13 protein-coding genes are annotated in these 23,836 nt (G+C 46.9%); 12 read left to right on the forward strand and 1 reads right to left on the reverse strand.

The genetic code is table 11. The annotated features are described in order from the left end of the window. Positions 1 to 66: 66 nt before the first annotated feature. Positions 67 to 399 (reverse strand): helix-turn-helix domain-containing protein, encoded by a 333-nt coding sequence (locus BQ7997_RS17870; protein ID WP_073347533.1) that lies wholly within the window; start codon positions 397 to 399, stop codon positions 67 to 69. Between the two features lie 595 nt (positions 400 to 994). Between BQ7997_RS17870 and BQ7997_RS17875 the strand changes: the two genes are divergently transcribed. The 12 genes from BQ7997_RS17875 to rpsI all read left to right on the forward strand — a co-directional run bounded on the left by BQ7997_RS17875 (position 995) and on the right by rpsI (position 23,757). Then, entirely contained in the window at positions 995 to 2,752 is a 1,758-nt protein-coding gene (locus BQ7997_RS17875; RefSeq protein ID WP_073347534.1) for an ATP-binding protein, read from the forward strand. Between the two features lie 263 nt (positions 2,753 to 3,015). Further along, positions 3,016 to 4,215 (forward strand): glycoside hydrolase family protein, encoded by a 1,200-nt coding sequence (locus BQ7997_RS17880; RefSeq protein WP_044653749.1) that lies wholly within the window; start codon positions 3,016 to 3,018, stop codon positions 4,213 to 4,215. Positions 4,216 to 4,412: 197 nt separating this feature from the next. Next, positions 4,413 to 8,552: a hybrid sensor histidine kinase/response regulator transcription factor gene (locus tag BQ7997_RS17885; RefSeq protein WP_073347535.1), complete on the forward strand. Its 4,140-nt coding sequence runs from the start codon at positions 4,413 to 4,415 to the stop codon at positions 8,550 to 8,552. Between the two features lie 465 nt (positions 8,553 to 9,017). Further along, on the forward strand, positions 9,018 to 11,621 hold the full coding sequence (locus tag BQ7997_RS17890; protein ID WP_073347536.1) for a DUF4962 domain-containing protein: 2,604 nt from the start codon (positions 9,018 to 9,020) through the stop codon (positions 11,619 to 11,621). 24 nt (positions 11,622 to 11,645) lie between these two features. Next, positions 11,646 to 12,386: a DUF3575 domain-containing protein gene (locus BQ7997_RS17895; protein ID WP_073347537.1), complete on the forward strand. Its 741-nt coding sequence runs from the start codon at positions 11,646 to 11,648 to the stop codon at positions 12,384 to 12,386. 39 nt (positions 12,387 to 12,425) lie between these two features. Next, complete coding sequence (locus tag BQ7997_RS17900) at positions 12,426 to 13,436, forward strand: DUF6562 domain-containing protein (RefSeq protein ID WP_073347538.1); 1,011 nt, start codon at positions 12,426 to 12,428, stop codon at positions 13,434 to 13,436. 48 nt (positions 13,437 to 13,484) lie between these two features. After that, on the forward strand, positions 13,485 to 15,038 hold the full coding sequence (locus tag BQ7997_RS17905; protein ID WP_073347539.1) for a hypothetical protein: 1,554 nt from the start codon (positions 13,485 to 13,487) through the stop codon (positions 15,036 to 15,038). Positions 15,039 to 15,172: 134 nt separating this feature from the next. Continuing rightward, positions 15,173 to 17,725: a DUF4962 domain-containing protein gene (locus tag BQ7997_RS17910; RefSeq protein WP_073347540.1), complete on the forward strand. Its 2,553-nt coding sequence runs from the start codon at positions 15,173 to 15,175 to the stop codon at positions 17,723 to 17,725. Between the two features lie 46 nt (positions 17,726 to 17,771). Continuing rightward, on the forward strand, positions 17,772 to 20,984 hold the full coding sequence (locus BQ7997_RS17915) for a SusC/RagA family TonB-linked outer membrane protein (RefSeq protein ID WP_073347541.1): 3,213 nt from the start codon (positions 17,772 to 17,774) through the stop codon (positions 20,982 to 20,984). Positions 20,985 to 21,004: 20 nt separating this feature from the next. Continuing rightward, positions 21,005 to 22,699, forward strand: coding sequence for a RagB/SusD family nutrient uptake outer membrane protein (locus BQ7997_RS17920; protein WP_073347542.1), 1,695 nt, complete (start codon positions 21,005 to 21,007; stop codon positions 22,697 to 22,699). 203 nt (positions 22,700 to 22,902) lie between these two features. Continuing rightward, positions 22,903 to 23,364: a 50S ribosomal protein L13 gene (gene rplM, locus BQ7997_RS17930; RefSeq protein ID WP_004314716.1), complete on the forward strand. Its 462-nt coding sequence runs from the start codon at positions 22,903 to 22,905 to the stop codon at positions 23,362 to 23,364. Between the two features lie 6 nt (positions 23,365 to 23,370). Next, positions 23,371 to 23,757: a 30S ribosomal protein S9 gene (gene rpsI / locus BQ7997_RS17935; protein WP_044656423.1), complete on the forward strand. Its 387-nt coding sequence runs from the start codon at positions 23,371 to 23,373 to the stop codon at positions 23,755 to 23,757. Positions 23,758 to 23,836: the final 79 nt, after the last annotated feature.

The raw sequence follows: 23,836 nt of genomic DNA on the forward strand, positions 1-23,836 counted from the left end.
AGGTCAATTGTAAAAGATGAAAGCTGCGGAAAGTGTCGGTATCTTGTACGGATGTGACCTTTTTTGCTACAACAATTGTTGCTTCAACCACTCCAGTAGTTCGTTCGGAAGCTGTGAGGTGTCGATGCCTTTCTCTTTGAAAGGGATTACTATGCAAGGTATATTCTCGTCCGTGGATTTCAGTTTCCGTAGATAGACTTCCTCGATGAAGTTGTATTGAAGTACTTCCGAGATGAGCAAAAGACGTTCTACATCTATGTTCTTGCTGTTGAAGATGTGGTAGAGGGAAGTCCGTGCACAATGTATCTGCCGGGCGAATTCCGCATAGCTGATACCGCGTTCGTCTACTTTCTGCTGTATGAGTTTTCCGATATAAATGTCTTTGAATTTGGTTTCCACAGTCTGTGCTTGTAATACGCCTGCACCTGTTCCCCTGTGGCAGCGGGCTTCCGTTAGTTAAAAAGCGTGAGGAACTCTATACTGTTCATCAAAAAACGTGGTATCGCCAAACACCAGACCTACAAGATGAACCGAATAAACACCCCACGCTGATAGTATATATGTGTGCACCCTTTTGCAAGGGTGCAGATACATACAACAACGGAAGCATCATACTGTTCCATCCTTTGTCGGTCGAAATTTTGGCGATTTTCGTTTTTTAGGATGAAGCTGATAACGCTTTCTTTTCTTATTATAATAATGCATGCCTGTCCGGGAAGTTTGTCGCTTTTCCATTCAGACCCTGCAAATATATAAAAGAAAACTGAACAGCATGATATAAAAGGGTGTTTATTCGTGCAAAAGGTATTAATTCTATTTTTACACTTGTCTCTAGGGAGAGGTTATCTTTTTCTTTCGTGTATGAGATAAAATCTACCTATAATGCTTAAAAATATACTCGGATACCTTCTCTCGACAATAACTTTCACTATCTTTGTGTGTGGAAGTTTGTAAAACAGTTGATTAAGATAAGGAAATAGCAGGAGGACAGAAAATGGATCCAATGAAATATATTGTACCGGACAGAAAACGTTTGCCTTACGGCATGATGAACTTCGCGGATATCCGCCTCGAGAATTATTATTATGTGGACAAGACCCGTTTCATCTCCATGATAGAACAGGCCGACCGCTATTTCTTCTTCATCCGTCCGCGTCGTTTCGGCAAAAGTCTTACATTGAATATGCTGAGACAATACTATGACGTGTATACCAAGGACAAATTCGATACCCTTTTCGGTGATCTCTATATCGGAAAGTATCCCACTCCCGACCGTAACAGTTATCTGGTGCTTTATCTTAACTTCTCCGGTATTATCGGTGAGCTAAACAACTATCGCAACGGACTGGATGCTCATTGCAGAATCACTTTCGAGAACTTTTGCAAGAAATATGCCGACCTTCTGCCTCAAGGCACGCTGGAAGGATTTTACCAAGTTAGTGGAGCCGTAGAACAATTGGATTACCTCTATCAAGCCTGCGAACGTGCCGGACAGAAAATGTATCTTTTCATTGACGAGTACGACCACTTCACTAACGCTATCCTTTCCGATGCCGATAGCCTACACCGCTACACCAATGAAACACACGGCGAAGGCTATCTGCGTGCCTTCTTCAACAAAGTAAAGACAGGGACGGATTCCAGCATCAAGCGTTGCTTCATTACCGGTGTCAGCCCTGTGACGATGGACGACCTCACCAGCGGCTTCAATATCGGCACGAATTACTCGCTTACATCGGAATTTAATGAAATGATGGGATTCACTGAAGGAGAAGTACGCGAAATGCTGACTTACTATTCAACCAACAGTCCCTTCCAGCATAGCGTAGATGAACTGATTGAAATAATGAAACCGTGGTATGATAACTATTGTTTTGCACAGGAATGTTACGGAGATACCACTATGTACAATTCTAATATGGTGCTCTACTTCGTTAAAAACTACATCATGCGCGGCAAAGTTCCCCAAGATATGGTAGAAGATAATATCCGCATCGACTACGAAAAGCTACGTATGCTTATCCGCAAGGACAAAGAGTTTGCTCATGATGCTTCTGTCATTCAAACGCTAGTAAGCCAAGGCTTCATCACCGGCGAGTTAAAGAAAGGTTTCCCTGCCATCAACATCACCCATCCGGACAACTTCATAAGCCTGCTCTACTATTTCGGCATGCTCACCATCAGCGGAATGCATGAAGGAAAAACCAAACTGACCATCCCTAACATAGTGGTTCAGGAACAACTTTACACTTATTTGCTGAGTACATACAATGATGCCGACTTGAGTTTCAGCAGTTACGAAAAGAGTGAACTCTCTAGCCAACTCGCTTATCGAGGCGACTGGAAAGCCTATTTTGGCTACATTGCCGACTGCCTGAAACGTTACGCTTCCCAGCGCGACAAGCAGAAAGGCGAATTTTTCGTTCACGGCTTCACTCTTGCCATGACTGCGCAGAACCGCTTCTATCGCCCTATCTCCGAACAAGACACGCAAGCAGGCTACGTAGACATTTTCCTTTGTCCCTTGCTCGACATCTATCCCGACATGAAGCATAGCTACATTGTTGAGTTGAAATACGCCAAATATAAAGATCCAGAAACCTGTGTGGAGGAACTGCGTCAGGAAGCCATCGTACAGGTCAATCGCTATGCGGATACCGATACGGTGAAACAAGCCGTCGGCTCTACGCAGTTGCACAAGATTGTAGTGGTATATAAAGGTATGGAAATGCGGGTATGTGAGGAACTATAATTAGTTGCTATTTCCTTCAGTGTTATAGGTTATAAGTTTCTACATGATGTGTGTTTGAGGGGGGAGCGGATTAACTTCCTGAAAGTAAATGGAAGGAATTGTGGAATCCGTGCTGTTTTTTGTATAAAAGATAAAAACGAAACAGTTTTGGACGAAATCAAAGTCCGTTGAAATAGAAACGGAAATGAAAAAGAAGATATATAAACTCTGTTTCTCCGCATAGCCTTACCTTTGCCTGCATCAACAATAGTAGAATTATAACAATGAAAAACAAACTTTTACTGGCTGTAGGAAGTCTTGCTTTCCTGACTGCCTGCAATGCTCCGAAAGGAAATGAGATGGAATGGTTCGACCATGCAGTAAAAACATCCGGGCATCAGTTGCTCTATATGGCGGAACAATTGAAGGATGAGCCGGACACCGCCTGCTTCCCCCGTTCGATAAAAGAGGGAAAATACCGGTTGGAACATCCCACGGACTGGACAAGCGGTTTCTACCCCGGTTCGATGTGGTTGGCATACGAGTTGACCGGTGATGAGGCTTTGGCAAAGGAAGCGCGGAAGTACACGAACCGCCTGCAGGATATGCAGTATTATACGGGGAATCACGATTTGGGTTTTATGATGTTTTGCAGTTACGGGCAAGGCCTTCGATTGAAACCGGAGCCGGCTGACAGTCTGATTCTTGTTCATTCATCCGAAAGCCTTTGCTCCCGTTTCAGCCCGAAAGTAGGGTTGATTCGTTCATGGGACTTCGGCGACTGGAGTTATCCGGTGATTATTGATAATATGATGAACCTCGAAATGCTGTTCTGGGCTTCGGAACAGACCAATAACCCTAAGTATCGTGATATTGCTATTTCCCATGCCGACAAGACGCTGAAGAATCATTTCCGACCGGACATGACTTCTTATCATGTGGTAAGTTATTCGGCGGACAGTGATACGGTGGAATCAAAAGGAACTTTTCAGGGATATGCCGATTCTTCCGCCTGGGCACGTGGTCAGGCATGGGGAGTGTATGGTTACACCATGTGTTACCGTTTCACCAAACAACAGAACTACCTGGATGCCGCCCATAAAATAGCCCGTTTTATTATCGACCACCGTCCGGCGGAAAATGATTATATTCCTTACTGGGATTATGACGCGCCCAAGATACCGGATGAGCCGAGAGACGCTTCCGCCGCCGCTGTAACAGCTTCCGCATTACTGGAACTGAGCGGATATGGGGACAAGAAACAAGGGGAGGAATATTTCCGTTATGCGGAAAATATCCTGAAACAACTGTCGTCCGAAGAATATCTGGCGAAAGAGGGAGAGAACCACGGTTTTATCCTGCTTCATTCTGTCGGCAGTTTCCCGCACGACAGCGAAATTGATACGCCGTTGAATTATGCCGATTATTACTATCTGGAAGCTTTGAAACGCTATAAGGATTTGAAAGAGAAATCGGATAATTAATTTGAGTTTCGCATATGCTGCCTTCCGCATGGCTTCAGGAAGGAGGAGAAACCATGCAGAAACTTGCGGGACTTCAGAAATATAGTATTAGTTTTTTTAGGTAGATGCCGTTCTTTATATGAGTTAAAAAACAGGATTCCTTTATAAGATTGAACTGAAAATTCCTATCTTTACAATAAATTCTTCAATATCAGCTCATGAAAGACCGGCATTTGCTATTTAAGTACGTATTCGGATTATCCGTTTGCTTATTGTTTCTTCCTCTATATACCGTGCTGGCTGACGACAGCCCTATCCATTTCAAGCGTCTGTCCGTAGATGACGGACTGTCGCAGAATACGGTGCTTGCTTTGACGCAAGACCATAATAATAAGATTTGGGTAGGCACGATAGACGGGCTGAACTGGTATGAAGGTTCCCGTTTCGCTTCTTATTACAGGGCGCCGGACGATACGGCAAGCCTGGCGAATAATCATATTTATTCACTACACACCGACCCGCAGGGAGCGGTATGGATTGGCACTCAGGTCGGCTTGTCCCGTTATAATATCGTAGGAAATAACTTCACCAACTACTCCTCACCGGACAATCAGCCGATGCAGGTACTGGCTATCGGCGAACCGGAAGAGGGCGGCCGGCTCCTGCTTGCCACGAATGCCGGACTGATGATTTTCAATAAGAACACGGGACAGATGAAGGTACAACCGGAGCTTGCCGGCAAAACAATCTATTCCGTCTGCCGGATGAATGACGGCTTTTTGCTGGGAACTTCGGAAGGCGTCTATTTCTACTATGAACGCAATGAAAACGTGACACGGCTTCTTCTTCAACTGAAAGGGGAAGTGATTTCCGGCATGCTCTATGATGACAGAACCGGTAACTGCTGGCTCGCGTCATTGACCAACGGAGTGTATTGCATTGATAACAATTTTCAGATAAAAAAGCACTATAACAAGCAGAATACGCCCGCCTGCTTCCTGACAAACTCAGTCAGGACATTGTGTCAGGACGATAAGGGAAGAATATGGATAGGCACGATGGAAGGGTTGCTTATTCTTGAACCGGAGACGGAGAATTTCCAACTCTGCCGCTTCTCTTCCGAAGACCCTACCTCGTTAGGACACAATTCCATCCGTTCTATTTTGAAAGACAACCAAGGCGGTATGTGGATCGGTACGTTCTACGGCGGACTGAATTATTATCATCCTTTGGCTCCTGCTTTCGGACGTCTGCAACATTCTGCATGGCGGAACTCTCTGAGTGACAACACCGTGAGCTGTATATCCGAAGAACCGGACAGCGGGAATCTGTGGATTGGTACGAACGACGGCGGGCTGAATTACTACAACCGGAAAACCGGAAACTTCTCATACTTCCGTGCAGGCACTTCCGCCAATTCCCTGAAGTCTGATAATATAAAATGTATATGGACGGATAAGGACGGCACCGTTTATGTGGGTACTCATGGCGGAGGATTGAGCCGGCTGAACCGCAAGAGCGGAAGGATAGAGACATACAACTTCCCCCATTCTGTTTCCCTGAACAACAGTTGCTATTCCATATTGGACGGAACTGATTTGGATGAAACAGAGTTGGACGGAATAAAATCGGCCGGAACGCTTTGGGTAGGAGGGATGAACGGGCTTTTCCTCTTTAATAAACAGACAGGAGAACTCTCGCCGCATCCGTTGGCCAAGAAGCATAACAAACTGGAGAATGTACTGATATATACTTTGTTCCGCGACTCGAAAGGCCGAATCTGGATAGGAACGGAAGAAAGCCTGTTCCTGTATGCCGGTGGGAAACTGGAAGAACTGCATCTTTCCTCTTCCGCCTATCTGCACGGATTGATACAAGCCTTCTGTGTGTTGGAAGACAGCCGTCACGACATCTGGGTAGGCTCTTCCACAGGGCTGTACTGCTATAAAGAGGGCGCACCGACCGTATGGGAGCAATATACAATGAAAGACGGTCTGCCGAACGACTTTATTTATAGCATACTGGAAGATGAACGGGGGCGTTTGTGGCTCACAACGAACAAGGGCTTGTCCTGTTTCAACAGAGAAGACGGCACTTTCCTCAATTATACGAAGCAGGACGGACTGCCGCACGACCAGTTCAATTATTTCGGAGCTTGCAAGGCGAAGGACGGTACTTTCTTCCTGGGCTCTTTAGGCGGTGTCGCCTACTTCAAACCCTACGAACTGGGAGATAACCCGTATTCTCCGGACGCCGTTGTCACAGGAGCCGTAGTCTTTAATCAAGTGATTACGGATATGAAAAGCGATCGGGTACGCTATTATCAGGACGCGCAGGGACGTATGCTCGGCATGTCGTTCCCTTCCGACCAGAAGTTGTTCAATATCCGGTTTGCTGTTATCAACTATCTGGCGGGCAAACGGAACCAGTTTGTTTACAAGTTGGAAGGATTTGAAACGGAATGGAACTATTCCCGTCATGTTTCATTCGCACGGGCGAGTTACTCCAATCTTCCGCCGGGCGAATATGTCTTTAAAGTGAAGGCTTGCAACAACAACGGCAAGTGGAGTGAAGCGACCACCGAATTTTTCGTGCACATCATCCCGATGTGGTATCAGACTTGGTGGGCAAAGACCCTCTTTGCCTGTTTCTTCCTGGGGCTTCTCTTTTTCATCATCTACTTCTTCATAGCCCGTGCCAAGATGAAGATGCAGGTGAGAATCGAGCAGATAGAACGGAGCAAGATAGAAGAAGTCAGCCAGGAGAAAGTGCGTTTCTATATGAATATGTCCCATGAACTGCGCACACCGTTGAGCCTGATACTGGCTCCGCTGGAGGAGCTACTCGGGCAGAAAAGTGCGATAGACACTCCTGTGCGGCAGAAATTGGATTATGTATATAAGAATGGGCGGAAGCTGTTGCACATAGTCAATCAGTTGCTCGATTTCCGCAAAGCCGAAGCGGGAGCGCTGCCGGTTCATGTGATGCCGGTGAATGTGGAAGGATTGTTGCAGGACGTTCTTGCCCTGTTTAATGAAAACGCGCAGAAGCGTGCTATCAGTGTCAGCATGGAGTCCGACCTGAAAGGGCGGCTGCTTCCGGCAGACAAGGCATATCTGGAGACTATCCTGATGAATCTCCTGTCAAACGCCTTTAAGTTTACGCCGGACGGTGGAAATATCTCGCTCTCTCTACACGCGGAGGGGGATACGTACAGTTTCACGGTGAGGGATAGCGGCATCGGTATATCCGCGGAACAGCTTGACCGTATTTTCGAACGTTTCTATCAGGTGGACGGGCAGCGGAAAGGAACAGGCATCGGACTGTCATTGGTGAAAATGCTCGTAGAGAAACATCACGGAACTATCACCGTGGCAAGTGAGCCCAACCGATACACGGAATTTAAAGTCACTTTGCCTGCCGATATAAATACCTTCGCGGAAAAAGAACGGGAATTGCCGGAACAGGAAGCCGTAGCAACCGTTTCTTCGCGGGAGCTACCGTTGCCTGATGAATATTTCTCCGGTGAAACTCCGGCTGCGGTATCCGAAGAAACGTCTCCGGACGGCGGACAACCGGAGACTGCCGGTGAAGAAGAACGTCCTACTATCTTGTTGGTGGATGACAATAAGGAAATGGTGGATTATCTGAAAGAGAATTTCCGGCAGACGTATGTGACGCTTACGGCCGGAAACGGGGAAGAAGCGTTGGCTATCATGAAGGAACATCGGGTAGATATTGTCCTTTCCGACGTGATGATGCCGGGAATAGACGGAATCAAACTTTGTCAGCTTATCAAGAGAAACCTGCAAACCTGCCATATTCCGGTACTTCTGCTGTCCGCCAAAGGAAGTGTTGACGCGCAGACAGAGGGTATTCAGGCGGGAGCGGACGATTACATGGCAAAGCCATTCTCCATTCAATTGCTGAAAGGGAAGATAGCCAACCAGTTGAAAGCTCGCCAACGCTTGAAACATTATTATTCGAACACGATTGATATTGATACCGCCAAGATGACTTCCAATAATTTGGATGAGGAGTTTATGAGCAAAGCTATTCAGGTGGTGGAAGAGAATATCAGCAACGAGGGCTTCACGTCTGACGAACTGGCGGGCAAACTTTGCATGAGCCGTTCGTCGCTTTATCTCAAGATGAATTCCGTATCCGGTGAACCGCCCGCAAACTTTATCCGGCGTATCCGTTTCAATAAGGCTTGCAAGCTGCTGCTTGAAGGGCGTTATTCCATTTCAGAGATTAGCAGCATGGTCGGTTTCGGCTCTTCTTCCTATTTCTCTACCAGTTTCAAGAAGTACGTAGGCTGCTTGCCCTCGGAATATGTAAAACAGCATACTAAATAACGTCAGTTACTCAAACTTATATTGAACTGACGTTAAATAAATCTATCGGGCTTATGCAAGATTTAGTTTTCCGGCCATAAGGAATTAGTCTTTCGCCATGCATGATTTTATTCGTCTGCCTATAGGCAAACTTGCGAATCCCTATAGGCATCTTTTCGTTTGCCTATAGGCGGACGAAAGCTCAACTATAGGCGGACGAATTAAGTTATGCACTACCGGAAGTAATTTTATAGAGCGTAGTTATTACGTTTTCGTATACACACATTTAATGTCAGGTTTATCTTCTTTTTATACCTTTATTCCCTCTGTAGCTGTCTATAACCCCTGTTTTGGACGATTTTTAAGTTGAAATGAACGAAAACAAAGTCGTATTAGACACTATCAGATAAGGAAGAAATGAATTGAAAGTCCCGTTTCGGAGGGTTTACCTACATTTGCCTACAGAAAAACCAATCATTTGATATCATGAAAAAAGTAGTATTGATTTCATTCGTAATCTTATCTGCGGCAGCACAAATGACATACGCGCAAAAACAGGCGGTCATCAAGTTGACGGAGACAACATTGATGCACGAGATGCGTGCCACCCCTTATCCGCTGGATAAAGCTGTGGTAAATGACCGTGCCGTTTCTTTCCAGTGGCCGCTCCGTTCGGACATGAACTCGCAGGACAGTCCGTTGGACGGATTCGAACACAAAGTAAAGAAGGTAGATAAAACGAAAGTAACCTATCGGTTGCGTTACTCACAGGATGCCGGATTGAAATCGGGCGTCACGGAAGTGAAGACCCGCTGGCCGTTTTATAATCCGGAGAAACCGCTTGCAGCAGGTGTCTGGTACTGGCAGTTCGGCTATGTAGAGGGCGGACAGGTAACGTGGGGAAGCGTGCAGCAAGTCACCGTAGAAGAAAAAGAGGGGAAATTCTGTCCACCCTCGCTGAAAATAGTCTTGTCAAAGCTGCCTGCCTCTCATCCGCGTGTATGGATGATGAAGGGCGACTGGAAAGACTTCATGAACCGCAATAAGGAAAAGGCGGAGAGACAATGGTATCTGGAACGTGCCGACAAGGTGCTTCAGACACCGATGAAATCGGTAGACGACATCAATACCTCTCAAGTGAAGAACCTGAAAAATGAAATGCAAATCAATTCGTACCTCACCCGTGAAAGCCGCCGTATCATTGATGCGGAAGAAGGAAACACCGAGGCATTGATACGGGCATGGTTACTGACGCAGGATACCAAATATAAGGAGGAAGCTATCAAGCGCGTATTCATCATGGCAGACTGGGATAAGCACCAGAATGTGAAGGGGGACTTCAACGCTTCCACTCTGTTGTCACTTTGCTCCATGGCGTACGACTCTTTCTACGACCAACTGACTGCCCCGCAACGGAAGCAACTGCTTGAAGCCATCAAGGAGAAAGGGGACGATATGTACAAGAACTTCAATAACCGGCTGGAAAACCACATCGCCGACAACCATGTGTGGCAGATGACACTCCGTATCCTGACCATGGCGGCATTCAGCGTTTACGGTGATTTGCCCGAAGCGGATACATGGGTGGACTATTGTTATAACGTCTGGTTGGCGCGTTTCCCCGGACTGAACAAAGACGGTGGTTGGCATAACGGTGATTCCTACTTCACTGTCAACACCCGCACATTGATAGAAGTACCTTATTATTATAGCAAGCTGACCGGATATGATTTCTTCTCCGACCCTTGGTATCAGGGAAATATCATGTACACTATCTTTCAGCAACCACCTTTCTCCAAATCCGGCGGAAACGGAAGTTCGCATCAGAATGTGGGACGCCCCAACAGTATCCGTATCGGATATTTGGATGCACTGGCGCGTCTCACCGGAAACACGTATGCCGCCGACTTCGTGCGCCGTACCTTGAAAGTGGAACCGGAATATATGAAGAAGGCCTTGTTGAGCAAGCCCGGTGACCTTGCATGGTTTCGCCTGCAATGTGACAAACCTCTGCCGGAAGGTGAGGGGTTGACATCGCTTCCTGCCGGCTATGTGCTTCCCGAAACGGGACTGGCTTCTTTCCAGACTAACTGGGACAGGGTAGGCGGCAACGCCATGTGGAGCTTTCGCTCCAGTCCTTACGGCTCTACTTCTCACGCACTTGCCAATCAGAATGCGTTCAACACATTCTACGGAGGACAACCGTTGTTTTATAGCAGCGGACACCATATCGAATTTACCGACGTGCACAGTATGCTGTGCCACCGTGCCACACGTGCTCATAACACTATTTTGGTGAACGGCATGGGACAACGCATCGGAACGGAAGGATACGGATGGATTCCCCGTTATTACGTCAGTGAGAAAATCGGCTATGTGTTGGGTGACGCTTCCAATGCGTACGGAAAAGTTATCTCACCGCTTTGGCTGACACGTGGCGAGCAGTCCGAAGTGCACTATACCCCCGAGAACGGTTGGGACGAAAATCACGTAAAGACTTTCCGCCGCCACATCGTGAACTTGGGAAAGACGGGACTGATATTTATCTATGATGAACTGGTGGCGGATGAACCTGTCAACTGGAATTATCTCTTGCACACTACAGCCAATCCGATGACTGTCAACAAGTCAGACAACCGATTTGTACATATTCAGGCCACCAACCGCGGGGGAGCGTCAGACGCTTATCTTTTCTCAAGCGGAGCATTGCAGACGGATACCACCAGCCGTTTCTTTTATCCGGCAGAGAACTGGCTGCGTGCCGATGATAAAGGCAATTTCAAGAAATATCCGAATCATTGGCATTTCACCGCCACGTCGGAAAAGTCGCAAGTATATCGCTTTGCCACTATCATCAATACGCACGCGCTGAAATATCCCGCCAAAGACCCCGAGATTTTGTCCGACGGACGTATCAAGGTGGGCGGATGGCTTATCAGCGTGAACCTGAAACCGAACGGTGCCCCTTCTTTCTTTATCCGCAGCACTAAGGAGAATGTGAATATCACATACAAAGGAGAAGCTACCATCGTCAGCGAAGACGGATACGAGACGGTTATGAGGGACGAATTGCCCGAACTGGAAATCTGATAGAAACATGAAAGATATGGAACTATGAGACATTCGAACTTTAAAATGAGAACTATATGCCTGTTGGCTGCCTTATCGGGCGTAGCTGTCTTGTCTGCACAGACTCCGGCGAAACCCCGTGTGCAGACTTCCGCCGCGCCGGAAGAGACTACGGTCTACAAACCTGACGGGAAGAAATCGGTAACGGTAACCGGCGTACCTTCAAACAAAGGGGAGGGGAAACAGGACGTTTCCGGCAAAGCTGACAAAAAGAAGAATACGGCTGCCTTGGAGGGCGGACGCTATCTGGCACTGAAGACCAATGTGCTGTATGATGCCTGTGCTTTGTTGAACCTTGCGGTAGAAATGCAGGTGAGCAAGAAGATAACTGTGGAGCTGCCTTTGACTTGCAGTTTATGGGACTTGGGGAGTGAGCACGGTGTACGTACCGTAGCGTTGCAACCGGAAGCCCGTTGGTGGATGGGAAACGAAGCGGGACGGGGACATTTTGTCGGACTGCACGCTCACGTGGCATGGTTTAATGTGAAGTGGAACGATAACCGCTATCAGGACGTAGACCGACCCTTGTTGGGAGCGGGACTAAGTTACGGTTACAAACTGCCCTTGTCCGAACATTGGGGAGCGGAATTTACTTTGGGACTGGGGTATGCCAATATGAAGTATAACACCTATTATAATGTAGACAATGGCGCGCTGTTGGATACCCGTGTCCGTCATTACTGGGGAGTAACCCGTGTGGGAGCGTCACTGGTATACCGCTTCTGACTTTGACAGGAACATACATATAAATAATATGATAACAATATGAGAAAAAGTTTATATATACTGGCACATTGCGCTTTCCTGTTGTTTACCGTTCTTCTGGCGAATGGATGCAGCCTGCATGAAGAACCGGAAATGACCCCTGACGGCGAATGGGGAGTAGACCCGACAGCAGTGACGCTGAACCTCAATCTGACAATGAACCTTAGTTTGGTGGAACGTGCGCCGGTGACGGTCAGCCGTGCGGCGGAAACTAAATATCTGCGACGTTTTATCGTTGAGGCTTACTTGGATAGACAAGTAGTTGCCCGGCAGACGGTGTATGAGGAAGATTTCAACCGTTCCACTTTGCCCGTCAGCATGAAGTTGCATGCCCGCAATTACCGCATTCTGGTATGGGCTGACTACGTGAACTCGGAAACACCTGAACAGGGACTTGTGTATGACGCGGAGAATCTGGCTTTTATTCTTCCTGCGGGAAAATATATAGGGAACAGTCGCTACAAAGATGTATTTGCCGCTTCCACATCGGCAGACCTTACTTCTTACCGCAACCAGTGGGGAGCTGAAACCGGACTTGATGTTGCATTATACCGTCCTGTAGCACGTTATGAACTGATAGCCAAGGATGTGAAGGCGTTTCTTAACAAGCTCGCCACAGGAGGACTGAAAGGCGAGAGCTTTACTGCCCGTGTGAAGTACAGCGATTATCTGCCTACGGGTTATAATCTGATGGATGATGTGCCCAAGAACTCGCTGATGTATATGGAATACAAAGTGGATTTTGAACGTCCCGCGGATGGTACGGAAGAACTGAAACTGGGATTTGACTATGTACTGGTCAGTGCCGGAGAAACCGCTTCCATCCCTGTGGAACTGGAGATACTGAACGAGAAGAATGAAGTACTGGCACGTACCGTATTGCGTATTCCTTGTGAAAGAGGCAAGAATACGACCGTACGCGGCAACTTCCTGACTTCCGACGTGAATGGCGGAATAGGTATCGACCCCGGTTACGATGGTGACTTGGAAGTAGACCTTGGAGAATTATAAAACAGAATGAATTACATAAAGAATTGCTTAACCATAAAAATTACAATCATGAAAAAGAACTTATTTTATTCGCTGATGACTTTGTGTGCGGTGCTTTTTGCATCCTGCGGACAGGAAGAAATTGTTTCGGACAATGGAAATGGAGTTAAAGCGCCTGTTACTATCTCTGTACAGGCTCCTGTAAATAATCCCCTTAGCCGTGCGGGTGTCACTGTACCTGATGGCTATACTATGCAGTGTATCATGCAACTATTGGATGCGGATGGCAATACGGTAGGCGCGCAGGATATTAAACCGGTTGCGGACGGAAAGGTGTCTTTCACTATTTCAGTAGATGAACAGAAAGATGCGGCAAAAGCACTATTCTGGGCTGAATATGTTCCGACAGCGGATGTTGCCAATAAAGTATATGATACTTCTGATTTGAGAGCTGTAGGATATAACAAAGCGTCATTCGATATGACTGATGCCGCGTTAATGGCAGCTTGTGACGCTTTCTGCGGAAAGTTGGAAACTATCGGCAATGCCAGTGTGACATTGAAACGTCCGTTTGCTAATATTAGCGTACAGCCGAAGAATCCGGCACAGGCAGTAGGTGCTACCAATTTGGAAGTGAAATACGATGCTTTGAGCGGATATGATATTTTGGAAGGAAAATGTACTGCCACTGCTCCTGTGACTTATACGAATGCTAGTTTTAATCCGGCAAATGGGGCTTGGTTCTCTAACTTCTTCTTTGCTCCTGCGGACGTGACGAAATTCGGGGGAGAGGTTAGTATGGCATTGACTGGCGGATATGAAAGAACGATAACAATACGTGCTGACGCATTGCCTTTGGATGTTAATATGCAGATTATGGCGAAGTTTGAGATTGGTGATGGTAACTTTGAGGTTGATGTAGAAATAGACCCTGATTACGAGGCTTTGGAAATGAAAGTCGGCAGTTATATCAATGCGGAAGGTAAAGTGGTACGTGACGCGGCAGATGCTGTCGGTATCGTTTTTGCGATGGAAGCTATCGGTAGTGATGTTCCGGCTAATTATCCTGCGGAACTTCAAGGGAAAGAAATTGCCGGATATGCGGTAGCGATTGAGAATGTGGCGGCAGGTCGCCAGTCTCTTAATACCGAATTATTGACGACCTTAATTGAAACTGAGAAAGCGCTAACTAATGGAACCCAGACTACGGATGCTTTGTTTACTGGCATTGGAGATGTTACGTTTAAAACAACTTATGAGAAGTGGGTGGGAGAACATACTTTGAACAGTGAAAATCTTACTGCATGGTATATCCCTACGTTGGTACAATTGAGTGCATTTATGAATACATTGTTTACAATGAAAGATATTCCTGCTACTGGTAGTGACGATTTCAGGAGTATGAGTGAGTTTGATTTTGTTAATGGTAAAATGTTTGATAGAGATGTAATTGCTACAGTAAACTATGCTTCTAGTACAATTAATAATCAAGGCAATATTTCGGGTGTACGTATCAATGTTGTTGATGGCGCAGTAACCAATGCGCAAGAAGCTGGTATTGATGTAAAAGGTAAAGTCAATCAGCAAGCTCTTTGCCGCCCGATGATTACCATCTTCAAATAATCTTTGAACACTCGACCTTATTCAATAGGAGATTTAAGAAAGTGGGATACTCCCCCCATTCCACTTTCTTACTCTCTTCTTCATTGAAACTTTTGAAAATAGCCCCTAATCTTATACCTAGAAACGAAGATAATATGCACACCAAATTTCGCCTATCGGTCTACCTTTTGTTCGTTGTACAGTTGTTCATCGGCTGTTCATCCGACCCGCTGCCCGAACCGGACGTAACGCAGCCCGAAACGCCCGCCGGAGTTCCCGATGCTTATCAGGATAAGATACGGACACAACCCTATCCTAAAGCAGATAATGAACTATATCTGAATCCTGCTCCTCTTATTGTTCCCCAAGCAATGAAAACAGGCGAAAGACTGCAATTCTCCCTCTCACGCACCGAAGATTTCAGCAGCCCCGAAACTGTGGTTACCGAACCGCAAGAATGGTGTATGTATAATCTCCATCGCCGACTGGATACCGGCACATGGTTCTGGCGCTTCCGTTCTACAAATGCCAATGGAAATATGCCCGGTGAATGGGGTACAACTTATCAATTTGAAGTGAAAAACGATGCACCGGAATTTGTAACACCTGCTTTTAAAGCATTCTTGGAAAACGCTCCCCGTTTGCACCCCCGTCTTTACTGTTTCCTTGACGACCGTATCGAAGAAGCCCGCAGCCGTGTAACTTCACATCAGGAATACAAAGAACTGCAAAGCCGTGCTTCTCAGGCTTTGAACACCGACTATACGACAATGGCTGATATGTACAGCCGTGCCGAAGAACTCCGGCAACACGCCACCTATCTCTATCAGGCTTATCACCTGACTCAAAAAGAAATTTATGCGGAAAAGTTGCGTCAGCTTCTCGAAGCCTTGGTCACTGCTCCACCTACTGACAAACAGCTTTTTGCGTCCAACTTTACCGCTACTAACATCGCATGGTGTCTCGTCGCAGCTTATGACTTGCTTTATGACAACCTGTCTGCTTCCGACCGCACCGCTGCCGAAGAACAGATGATGCGTGTAGCCCGCTATTATTATAAGGTAAATTGTGGTTATCAGGAAAACCATCTCTTTGACAATCATTTTTGGCAGCAGAATATGCGTATCCTCTTCCAAGTGGCTTTGTCGCTCTATGACAAACCAACCTGTTCTTCCGAAGTACTGCCGATGATGGAATATTATTATGAACTGTGGACAGCCCGCGCACCTGCTTCGGGTTTCAATCGTGACGGCATTTGGCATAACGGTACAGGATACTTTAGTGCCAATATCTTGACTTTGTCATATATGCCGGCTTTATTCTCCTATATTGCCCGTCAGGACTTTTTGCAGCATCCGTGGTATCGGAACGCAGGATGTTCAATGGTCTATACTTGTCCGCCGAACTCGAAAACCAACGGCTTTGGTGACAACAGCGAAAAAGGAACCGAGCCCAATCGTCTGATTGCCGCTTTTGCCGATTTTCTGGCGTGCGAAACGGGTGATTCTTATGCCGGTTGGTATGCCGGAGAATGTAGTGAGTTAGTGCGTAAGGACTATGAATTACGCCTTTACCGTATGTGCACCGACCGGAATTACGATACGTCTTTCCCTTCGGATGCGGCTAAAATGGTGTGGTATAAAGACGCGGGCGAAGTAGCTATGCACAGTTGCCCGGATGATAGGGGAAAAGACCTTGCGCTCTCGTTTCGTTCCAGTACATTCGGTTCGGGCAGTCACACTACCGCCAGTCAGAATGCTTTTAACTTATTATATAAAGGTGTTGATGTCTATCGTAGCACGGGCTATTACCAGAATTTCAGTGACGCGCATAACCTGATGTCTTATCGCCATACCCGTGCGCACAATACGTTGTTGGTGAACGGCATAGGTCAGCCTTATTCCACCGAAGGCTATGGCAGTGTGATGCGTGCCATGGGCGGACAACATATCAGTTACTGTCTGGGCGATGCTTCGCATGCTTACAAGGGTATCAGTAATGACCCGATGTGGATAGATTACTTCAAACAGGCCGGCATCACACAAACGCCCGAAAATGGTTTCGGTGCTACACCGTTGACTAAATATCGCCGGCACATACTGATGCTTCATCCTGCTACGGTGCTGATATATGACGAGTTGGAAGCTTCGGAAGCTGTCCGTTGGGAATGGCTGTTGCATAGTCCTACGAAGTTCGGAATCGACGCAACGAAAAACACGTTGGCTACGAATAATAATACCAAAGATTTTGTGGCTGTGACCCGACTGTTCGCAGGACACGTCTTTGCTCTGTCACAGACGGATAAGTTCGTAGTACCGCCCGCTGTCACCGGAGCAGAATATCCCGACCAGTGGCATCTGACTGCGCGGGTGGACGGCAGTTCCGCCACCCGTTTTCTGGCCGTCATTCAGGTAGGTGATACGCAAGAATCCGTCCCTGCCATCCACCGTGACGGTGATACATTCAGTGTGGGAGACTGGACGATTGAGGTTGTTCTCGATGCTTCCAAAACTCCGAAACTTACGGTAACTCATCGTGCGGAACCGGTCGTATTCAGTTATGGAACGGACAATCCCGTATTGAACGGTGCGTCTTATGCCCGTCAATCCGCCGGCTCTTCATTGCTTTATGACGCGATGGACGGGACTTGGCAAGTGACGGAAATGACCGACCGGGCACCGGTGTCTACCCGTGCAATCAGCCGGTAACAAAACAATTGAAATATAAGTGAATATAAATAACGAATAGAATATCATGAAAAGTAAGATTATTAGTATTTTATTTCTGTTTGTCGGTATATCCGGCATTCACGCCCAAAGTCTGACCGTCACCGGAAAGGTGGTGGACAACGAAGGACTGGAAGTGATTGGGGGAAATGTAACAGTGAAAGGCAAAGCGAACACAGGTACTATCACCGACATTAACGGTAAATACACCATTACCGTCAGCGACCTGTCCAAAGATGTACTAGTCTTTTCCTTTATCGGTCTGGAAAATATGGAAGTTCCCGTGAAAGGAAGGAAGCAGATTGACGTGACTATGAAAGCGGCATCCGTACTGCTGGACGAAGTGGTGGCTATCGGCTATGCCACGGTGAAGCGTAAAGACCTGACTGGTTCTGTCGCTTCCGTTAGAAGTGATGATTTGCTCAAAGTTCCTTCGTCCGACGTCACCCAAGCCCTTGCGGGACGTATGGCGGGTGTGCAGATTATACAGACGGACGGACAGCCCGGTGCTGCCATGTCAGTGCGTGTGCGTGGCGGTATATCCATTACGCAGAGCAACGAACCGCTTTACATTATCGACGGATTCCCGACGGAAGACGGGATGTCCAGTCTCGACCCTGCCGATATTGAAAGCATTGATGTGTTGAAAGACGCTTCGGCTACCGCTATCTACGGTGCTCGTGGAGCGAACGGGGTAGTGGTAATCACAACTAAAAGCGGCGCGAAAAGCGAAGGAAAGGCAACTTTGACTTTCGACTCTTATGTAGGTGTACGTACACTTGCCAAACGCCTGAATGTGCTGAGTGTGGAAGAATTCGTACTGGCGGATTATGAAAGGACATTAGGCGACGCCACAGACCCCGGAGAGAGTATGCGGGCATGGCAGAACCGTTACGGCGGCTTTGTCGATTTACATGAGAATTACGGCAACCGTGAAGGTATCGACTGGCTCGACCGCACTATGGGACGTACTACCGTCACGCAGAACTACCGCGTAGGCGTGAATGGTGGCAATGACAAACTGAATTATAATATGTCTTACGGCTACTTCAAAGACGAAGGAGCTATGGTATATAGCGGAAGCGACAAACACAATATCTCGCTTAGTGTAAAGAGCGAAGTGAACAAGCGCCTTTCCGTCACAGGACGTATCAACTTCGATTATCTGAAAGTGTATGGCGCGGGTGTTGCCGGAAACGGTACGAACGAAGGCGGTAGCAATGTGGACGCGAAGTTCAACAAGATAGTGCAGATACTGCAATACCGCCCTACAATCGGTATCCGTGGAAGTGACGCCGAGTTGTTGGCGGGTGAAGACCCTGTATTGAGTGATTCGGAAGGCAACGTGATGCAGAATCCGTTGATAGCCGCTGCCGAAGAAAAAGACAATAAGGAAACACGCACGTTGCAAGCCAACGGCGGACTGACTTTCAAGATTATAAAAGGACTGACCTTCCGTAATAATACGGGTATGCGTTATCAACTTTACCGCCGGGAGCTTTTCTACGGCGACCAGTCTATAATGGGAAGGCGCAACGGTATCTACGGCTCTATCAGAAATACGGAAACCGGAAGTTTCCAGACCTCTAACGTACTGACTTACGACAAACGTTTTCAGAAGAAGCATAAGGTGGTCGTGCAACTGGGACAGGAATTTGTGAAACGTTGGACACGTGTGCTTGAATCCGGTGTCAGCGGATTGCCTACTGACGAATTTATTTTGGGAGATATGAGCCTTGGTACTCCGTCCGTTGCTTCGTCCGATGAAAATTATGACGACAACCTGCTTTCTTTCTTCGCCCGTCTCAACTACGACTTCACCGACAAATATCTGTTCTCCGCCACATTCCGCGCGGACGGCTCTTCCAAATTCGGCAAGAACAACAAATGGGGGTACTTCCCCGCCGTATCGGCAGCCTGGCGTGTGAGCGAAGAAGATTTCATAAAGAGCCTAAACCTCTTTTCCGACCTGAAATTCCGTATCGGATACGGTTTGGCCGGTAACAACCGTATCGGTAGTTATAACAGTCTTGCCCTGATGTCTTCTATTGTCACCGCCACGGGGGATAATCTCACTTCCGGTTACGCTTCCAAACAGATTCCGAATCCCGACCTGAAATGGGAGGCGAACAAGACATTTAATATGGGAGTGGACTTGGGTTTCCTGAACCAGCGTATCACCGTTTCGCCCGAATTCTATATTAACAGAAGCAGTAATCTGCTGCTGAATGCCCAATTACCTTATTCTTCGGGCTATCAGACCATGTTGATAAACGCGGGTGAAACGAAGAACGTGGGTGTGGAACTGACTGTGAATACAGTGAATTTCTCCACAAAGAAATTCAGTTGGAATACTACGCTGACATTGTCACACAACAAAAATTCCGTGAGGGCGCTGACCGGTGAAGCGGTACAACTCTATGAAGCCAAGTTCGGCTTTAATCAGAACACGCACCGTATTGCTGTCGGAGAACCGTTGGGACAATTCTACGGTTACATCACCGACGGTCTGTATCAGGTGGATGATTTCAACTATGACGCTTCCACCCAAACTTACACGCTGAAAGACGGTGTACCTTATCATGGTGATAAAGGCAGGATTCGTCCGGGAATGTGGAAGTTCAAGAATCTGACCGGTGACGATGATATCATCGACGAGAATGATAAAACGGTCATCGGCAACGCCCAGCCGAAATTCTATGGCGGTCTGAACAACTCTTTCACCTATAAAGGTTTTGATTTGAGCATATTCCTCACTTTCAGCTATGGCAACGAAGTGCTGAACGCTACCAAACTGACCACCAGTAAAATAGGCAGCCAGAACTATAATGCATTGGACGTGATGAACAGCTCCAACCGTTGGATGACAATCAACTCCGCCGGACAGACTGTGACCGACCCCGCGGAACTGGCAGCCCTGAATGCCGGTAAAACGGTGGCCGCCTACCATGATGCACAGCAAGGTGACAATTATATCCACTCTTGGGCGGTAGAGGACGCTTCCTATCTGAAACTAAGCAATGTGACCTTGGGATATACATTCCCGAAACATCTGATTGCGAGAGTCGGATTGAAGAACCTGCGTCTGTATGCTACTGGCAACAATCTGCTGACATGGACAAAATATACCGGATTCGACCCGGAAGTATCCACCATGAAAAGCGGCTTGACACCGGGTGTCGATTTCGGGGCATATCCGCTCAGCCGTTCCTTTATTTTCGGTCTTAACGTAGCTTTCTAATTCATTAAATATATAGCATCATGAAAAAGATACACCTATTATATATAACATTCGCCTTGTTGCTTACAGGACTTACCTCTTGCGAGGACTTGCTGACGGAAGAACCCAATTCAAAATATGACCGCGACCGCTACTTCGATTCGGAAGAAAAAGCGGAAATGGCTGTCATGGGGATATACAGTTCCTTGTCGGATTTCAATCATTACGGTTGGTATGAAATGGCTGCTCCTGCATCGGATGATACCTACTATACCGCCCGTACACAATCCGACAATCAGGTTCACGACATCGCGCACTATCAGCTCAACTCCACGAATACATGGATTGAAAGTCTGTGGAAACTGAAATATGAGGGAATCGACCGTGCCAACCTGACTATTGACGGCATCAGCGGCATGACGGGATACAGTGAAAACACCCGTTTGAAAGCATTGGAAGCCGAAGCGCGTTTCCTGCGTGCCTTTCTTGCGTTCGACCTGGTGAAAGGTTGGGGGGATGTCCCTTTCAAAACCTCTTATTCCTCATCTTATGAATCCGCCTTCGGCGAACGGGTAGACCGCGAGACGATTTACGATGAAATAATAACCGACCTGACTTTCGCTAAGAATAACCTCGACTGGGCGACAGCTTCTTCCACTCCCGAACGGGTGACGCAGGGAGCAGCCCGCGCATTGCTGATGCGTGTATATCTGCAACGTGCCGGATACAGCCTTCACGCCAACGGGCAGTTGGTACGTCCGGACGACAGCAAGCGCAAAGAATACTTCGATGCAGTGATAAAAGAATGGGAAGCCTTTGAGGATAAAGGATACCATGACTTTTATGACGGCGGCTATGAAGCGCTTTTCAAAAGTTTCTCGCAAGGCGTGTTGAATACAAAAGAAAGTCTTTGGGAAATTGCTTTCTATCATTCGCAGGGACGCCGCAACGGTGGAGCTTGGGGGATTTATAACGGCCCGCAGGTGGCGGAACCTACCGGAATAGCTCCGTCTGAAGCTAATAATTACATGGGACGTGCCAATGGTTTCTTTATTGTAGTTCCCGAATGGCGCAGCTTCTTCGAGGAGAAGGATAAGCGTCGTGACGTGGCGGTTTGTACTTATCGCTACACTTGGAACGCTACTAAAAAAGAGCATGTAAAGGAAGAAAGAAGTGCCGGAAGCTGGTATGTCGGAAAATGGCGCAGGGAATGGATGCCGAAAGACTCATGGAACAAGAATATCAATTATGCCGATGTGAATTATTGTCCTTTACGCTATGCCGATGTCGTATTGATGGCCGCCGAAGCGTACAATGAGACAGGAACCGACCGTGAGAAAGCATGGAGACTGCTGAATAGCGTCCGTACGCGTGCCGAAGCTACCTCTATAACAGAAGAGAATTATGAAGAGATGATGAGCGCACGGAAAAAAACGCATAACCTGACTTTTATTGACGACTCGACTCCCGAAGGAAAATTCCGCACGGTTCTCTATTGGGAACGTGGTCTTGAGTTGGCTTTTGAGGGGCAACGCAAGTACGACCTGCTCCGTTGGGGCGTGTTGGGTAAAGCTCTGAAACTATTTGGTGAAGCCAGTTCCGTGAATCAGAAAGAGAACAAGCCTTATCCCGCTTACCGTAATTTCACGGAAGGCAAACATGAACTCTTTCCCATCCCTTTGAAGGAAATGCAAAGTAATCCGAAACTCAATGGAATGAATAATAACGGCTACTAGTGAGCCCCTCGATAGAGGTATCTACCGGAAAAATATACAAAAATAGTTTGCCAATTCAAAGAAAAGCCGTACTTTTGCAAGCCGATTATTATCACAAAATGATAAGAGATTAATTCATAGCAAGTTAGTACTCCTTTGTCCGGGGAAGACTAATGAGTGGTGAAGAAAATTTTTAGTAGTAACATTTAAAAAACAAAATTAGAGTGGATACTTTAAGTTACAAGACCATTTCTGCCAACAAAGCAACTGTAACCAAAGAATGGGTTATTGTTGACGCTACAGACCAAACACTGGGTCGTCTGGGAGCAAAAGTTGCAAAATTGTTGAGAGGAAAGTACAAACCGAACTTTACTCCTCACGTAGACTGCGGTGATAACGTTATCATCATCAATGCAGACAAAGTAAAACTGACTGGTAACAAGTGGAATGACAGAGTGTATTTGTCATATACAGGCTACCCTGGTGGTCAGAGAGAAATGACTCCTGCCCGTTTGATTGCAAAACCGAACGGTGAAGAGAGATTACTGAAAAAAGTAGTGAAGGGCATGCTTCCCAAGAACATTCTGGGAGCTAAATTGCTGAACAACTTGTATGTTTACGCCGGTAGCGAACACAAACAGGCTGCGCAAAACCCGAAAATGATTGATATTAATTCATATAAATAAGATATAATGGAAGTAGTAAATGCATTAGGCAGACGTAAACGTGCAATCGCACGCATTTTCGTAAGCGAAGGTACAGGAAAGATTACTATTAACAAGAGAGACCTTGCAGAGTACTTTCCATCAACTATTCTTCAGTATGTTGTAAAACAACCATTGAACAAGCTGGATGTTGCTGAGAAGTATGACATCAAGGTAAACTTGTGTGGTGGTGGTTTCACAGGTCAGTCTCAAGCTTTGCGTTTGGCAATTGCTCGTGCACTGGTTAAGATGAACGCTGAAGATAAAGCTGCTCTTCGTGCAGAAGGCTTCATGACTCGTGACCCTCGTTCTGTTGAACGTAAGAAACCGGGACAGCCGAAAGCTCGTAGAAGATTCCAGTTCAGCAAGCGTTAATGGGCTGCCTGACCGAGGAATATGTTTAGTATCTAAACTACTGGGACTCTGCTCATAGACTACCCGGCGGTTGGTTTAG

The organism is Bacteroides congonensis (assembly GCF_900130125.1).
Taxonomy (GTDB): domain Bacteria; phylum Bacteroidota; class Bacteroidia; order Bacteroidales; family Bacteroidaceae; genus Bacteroides; species Bacteroides congonensis.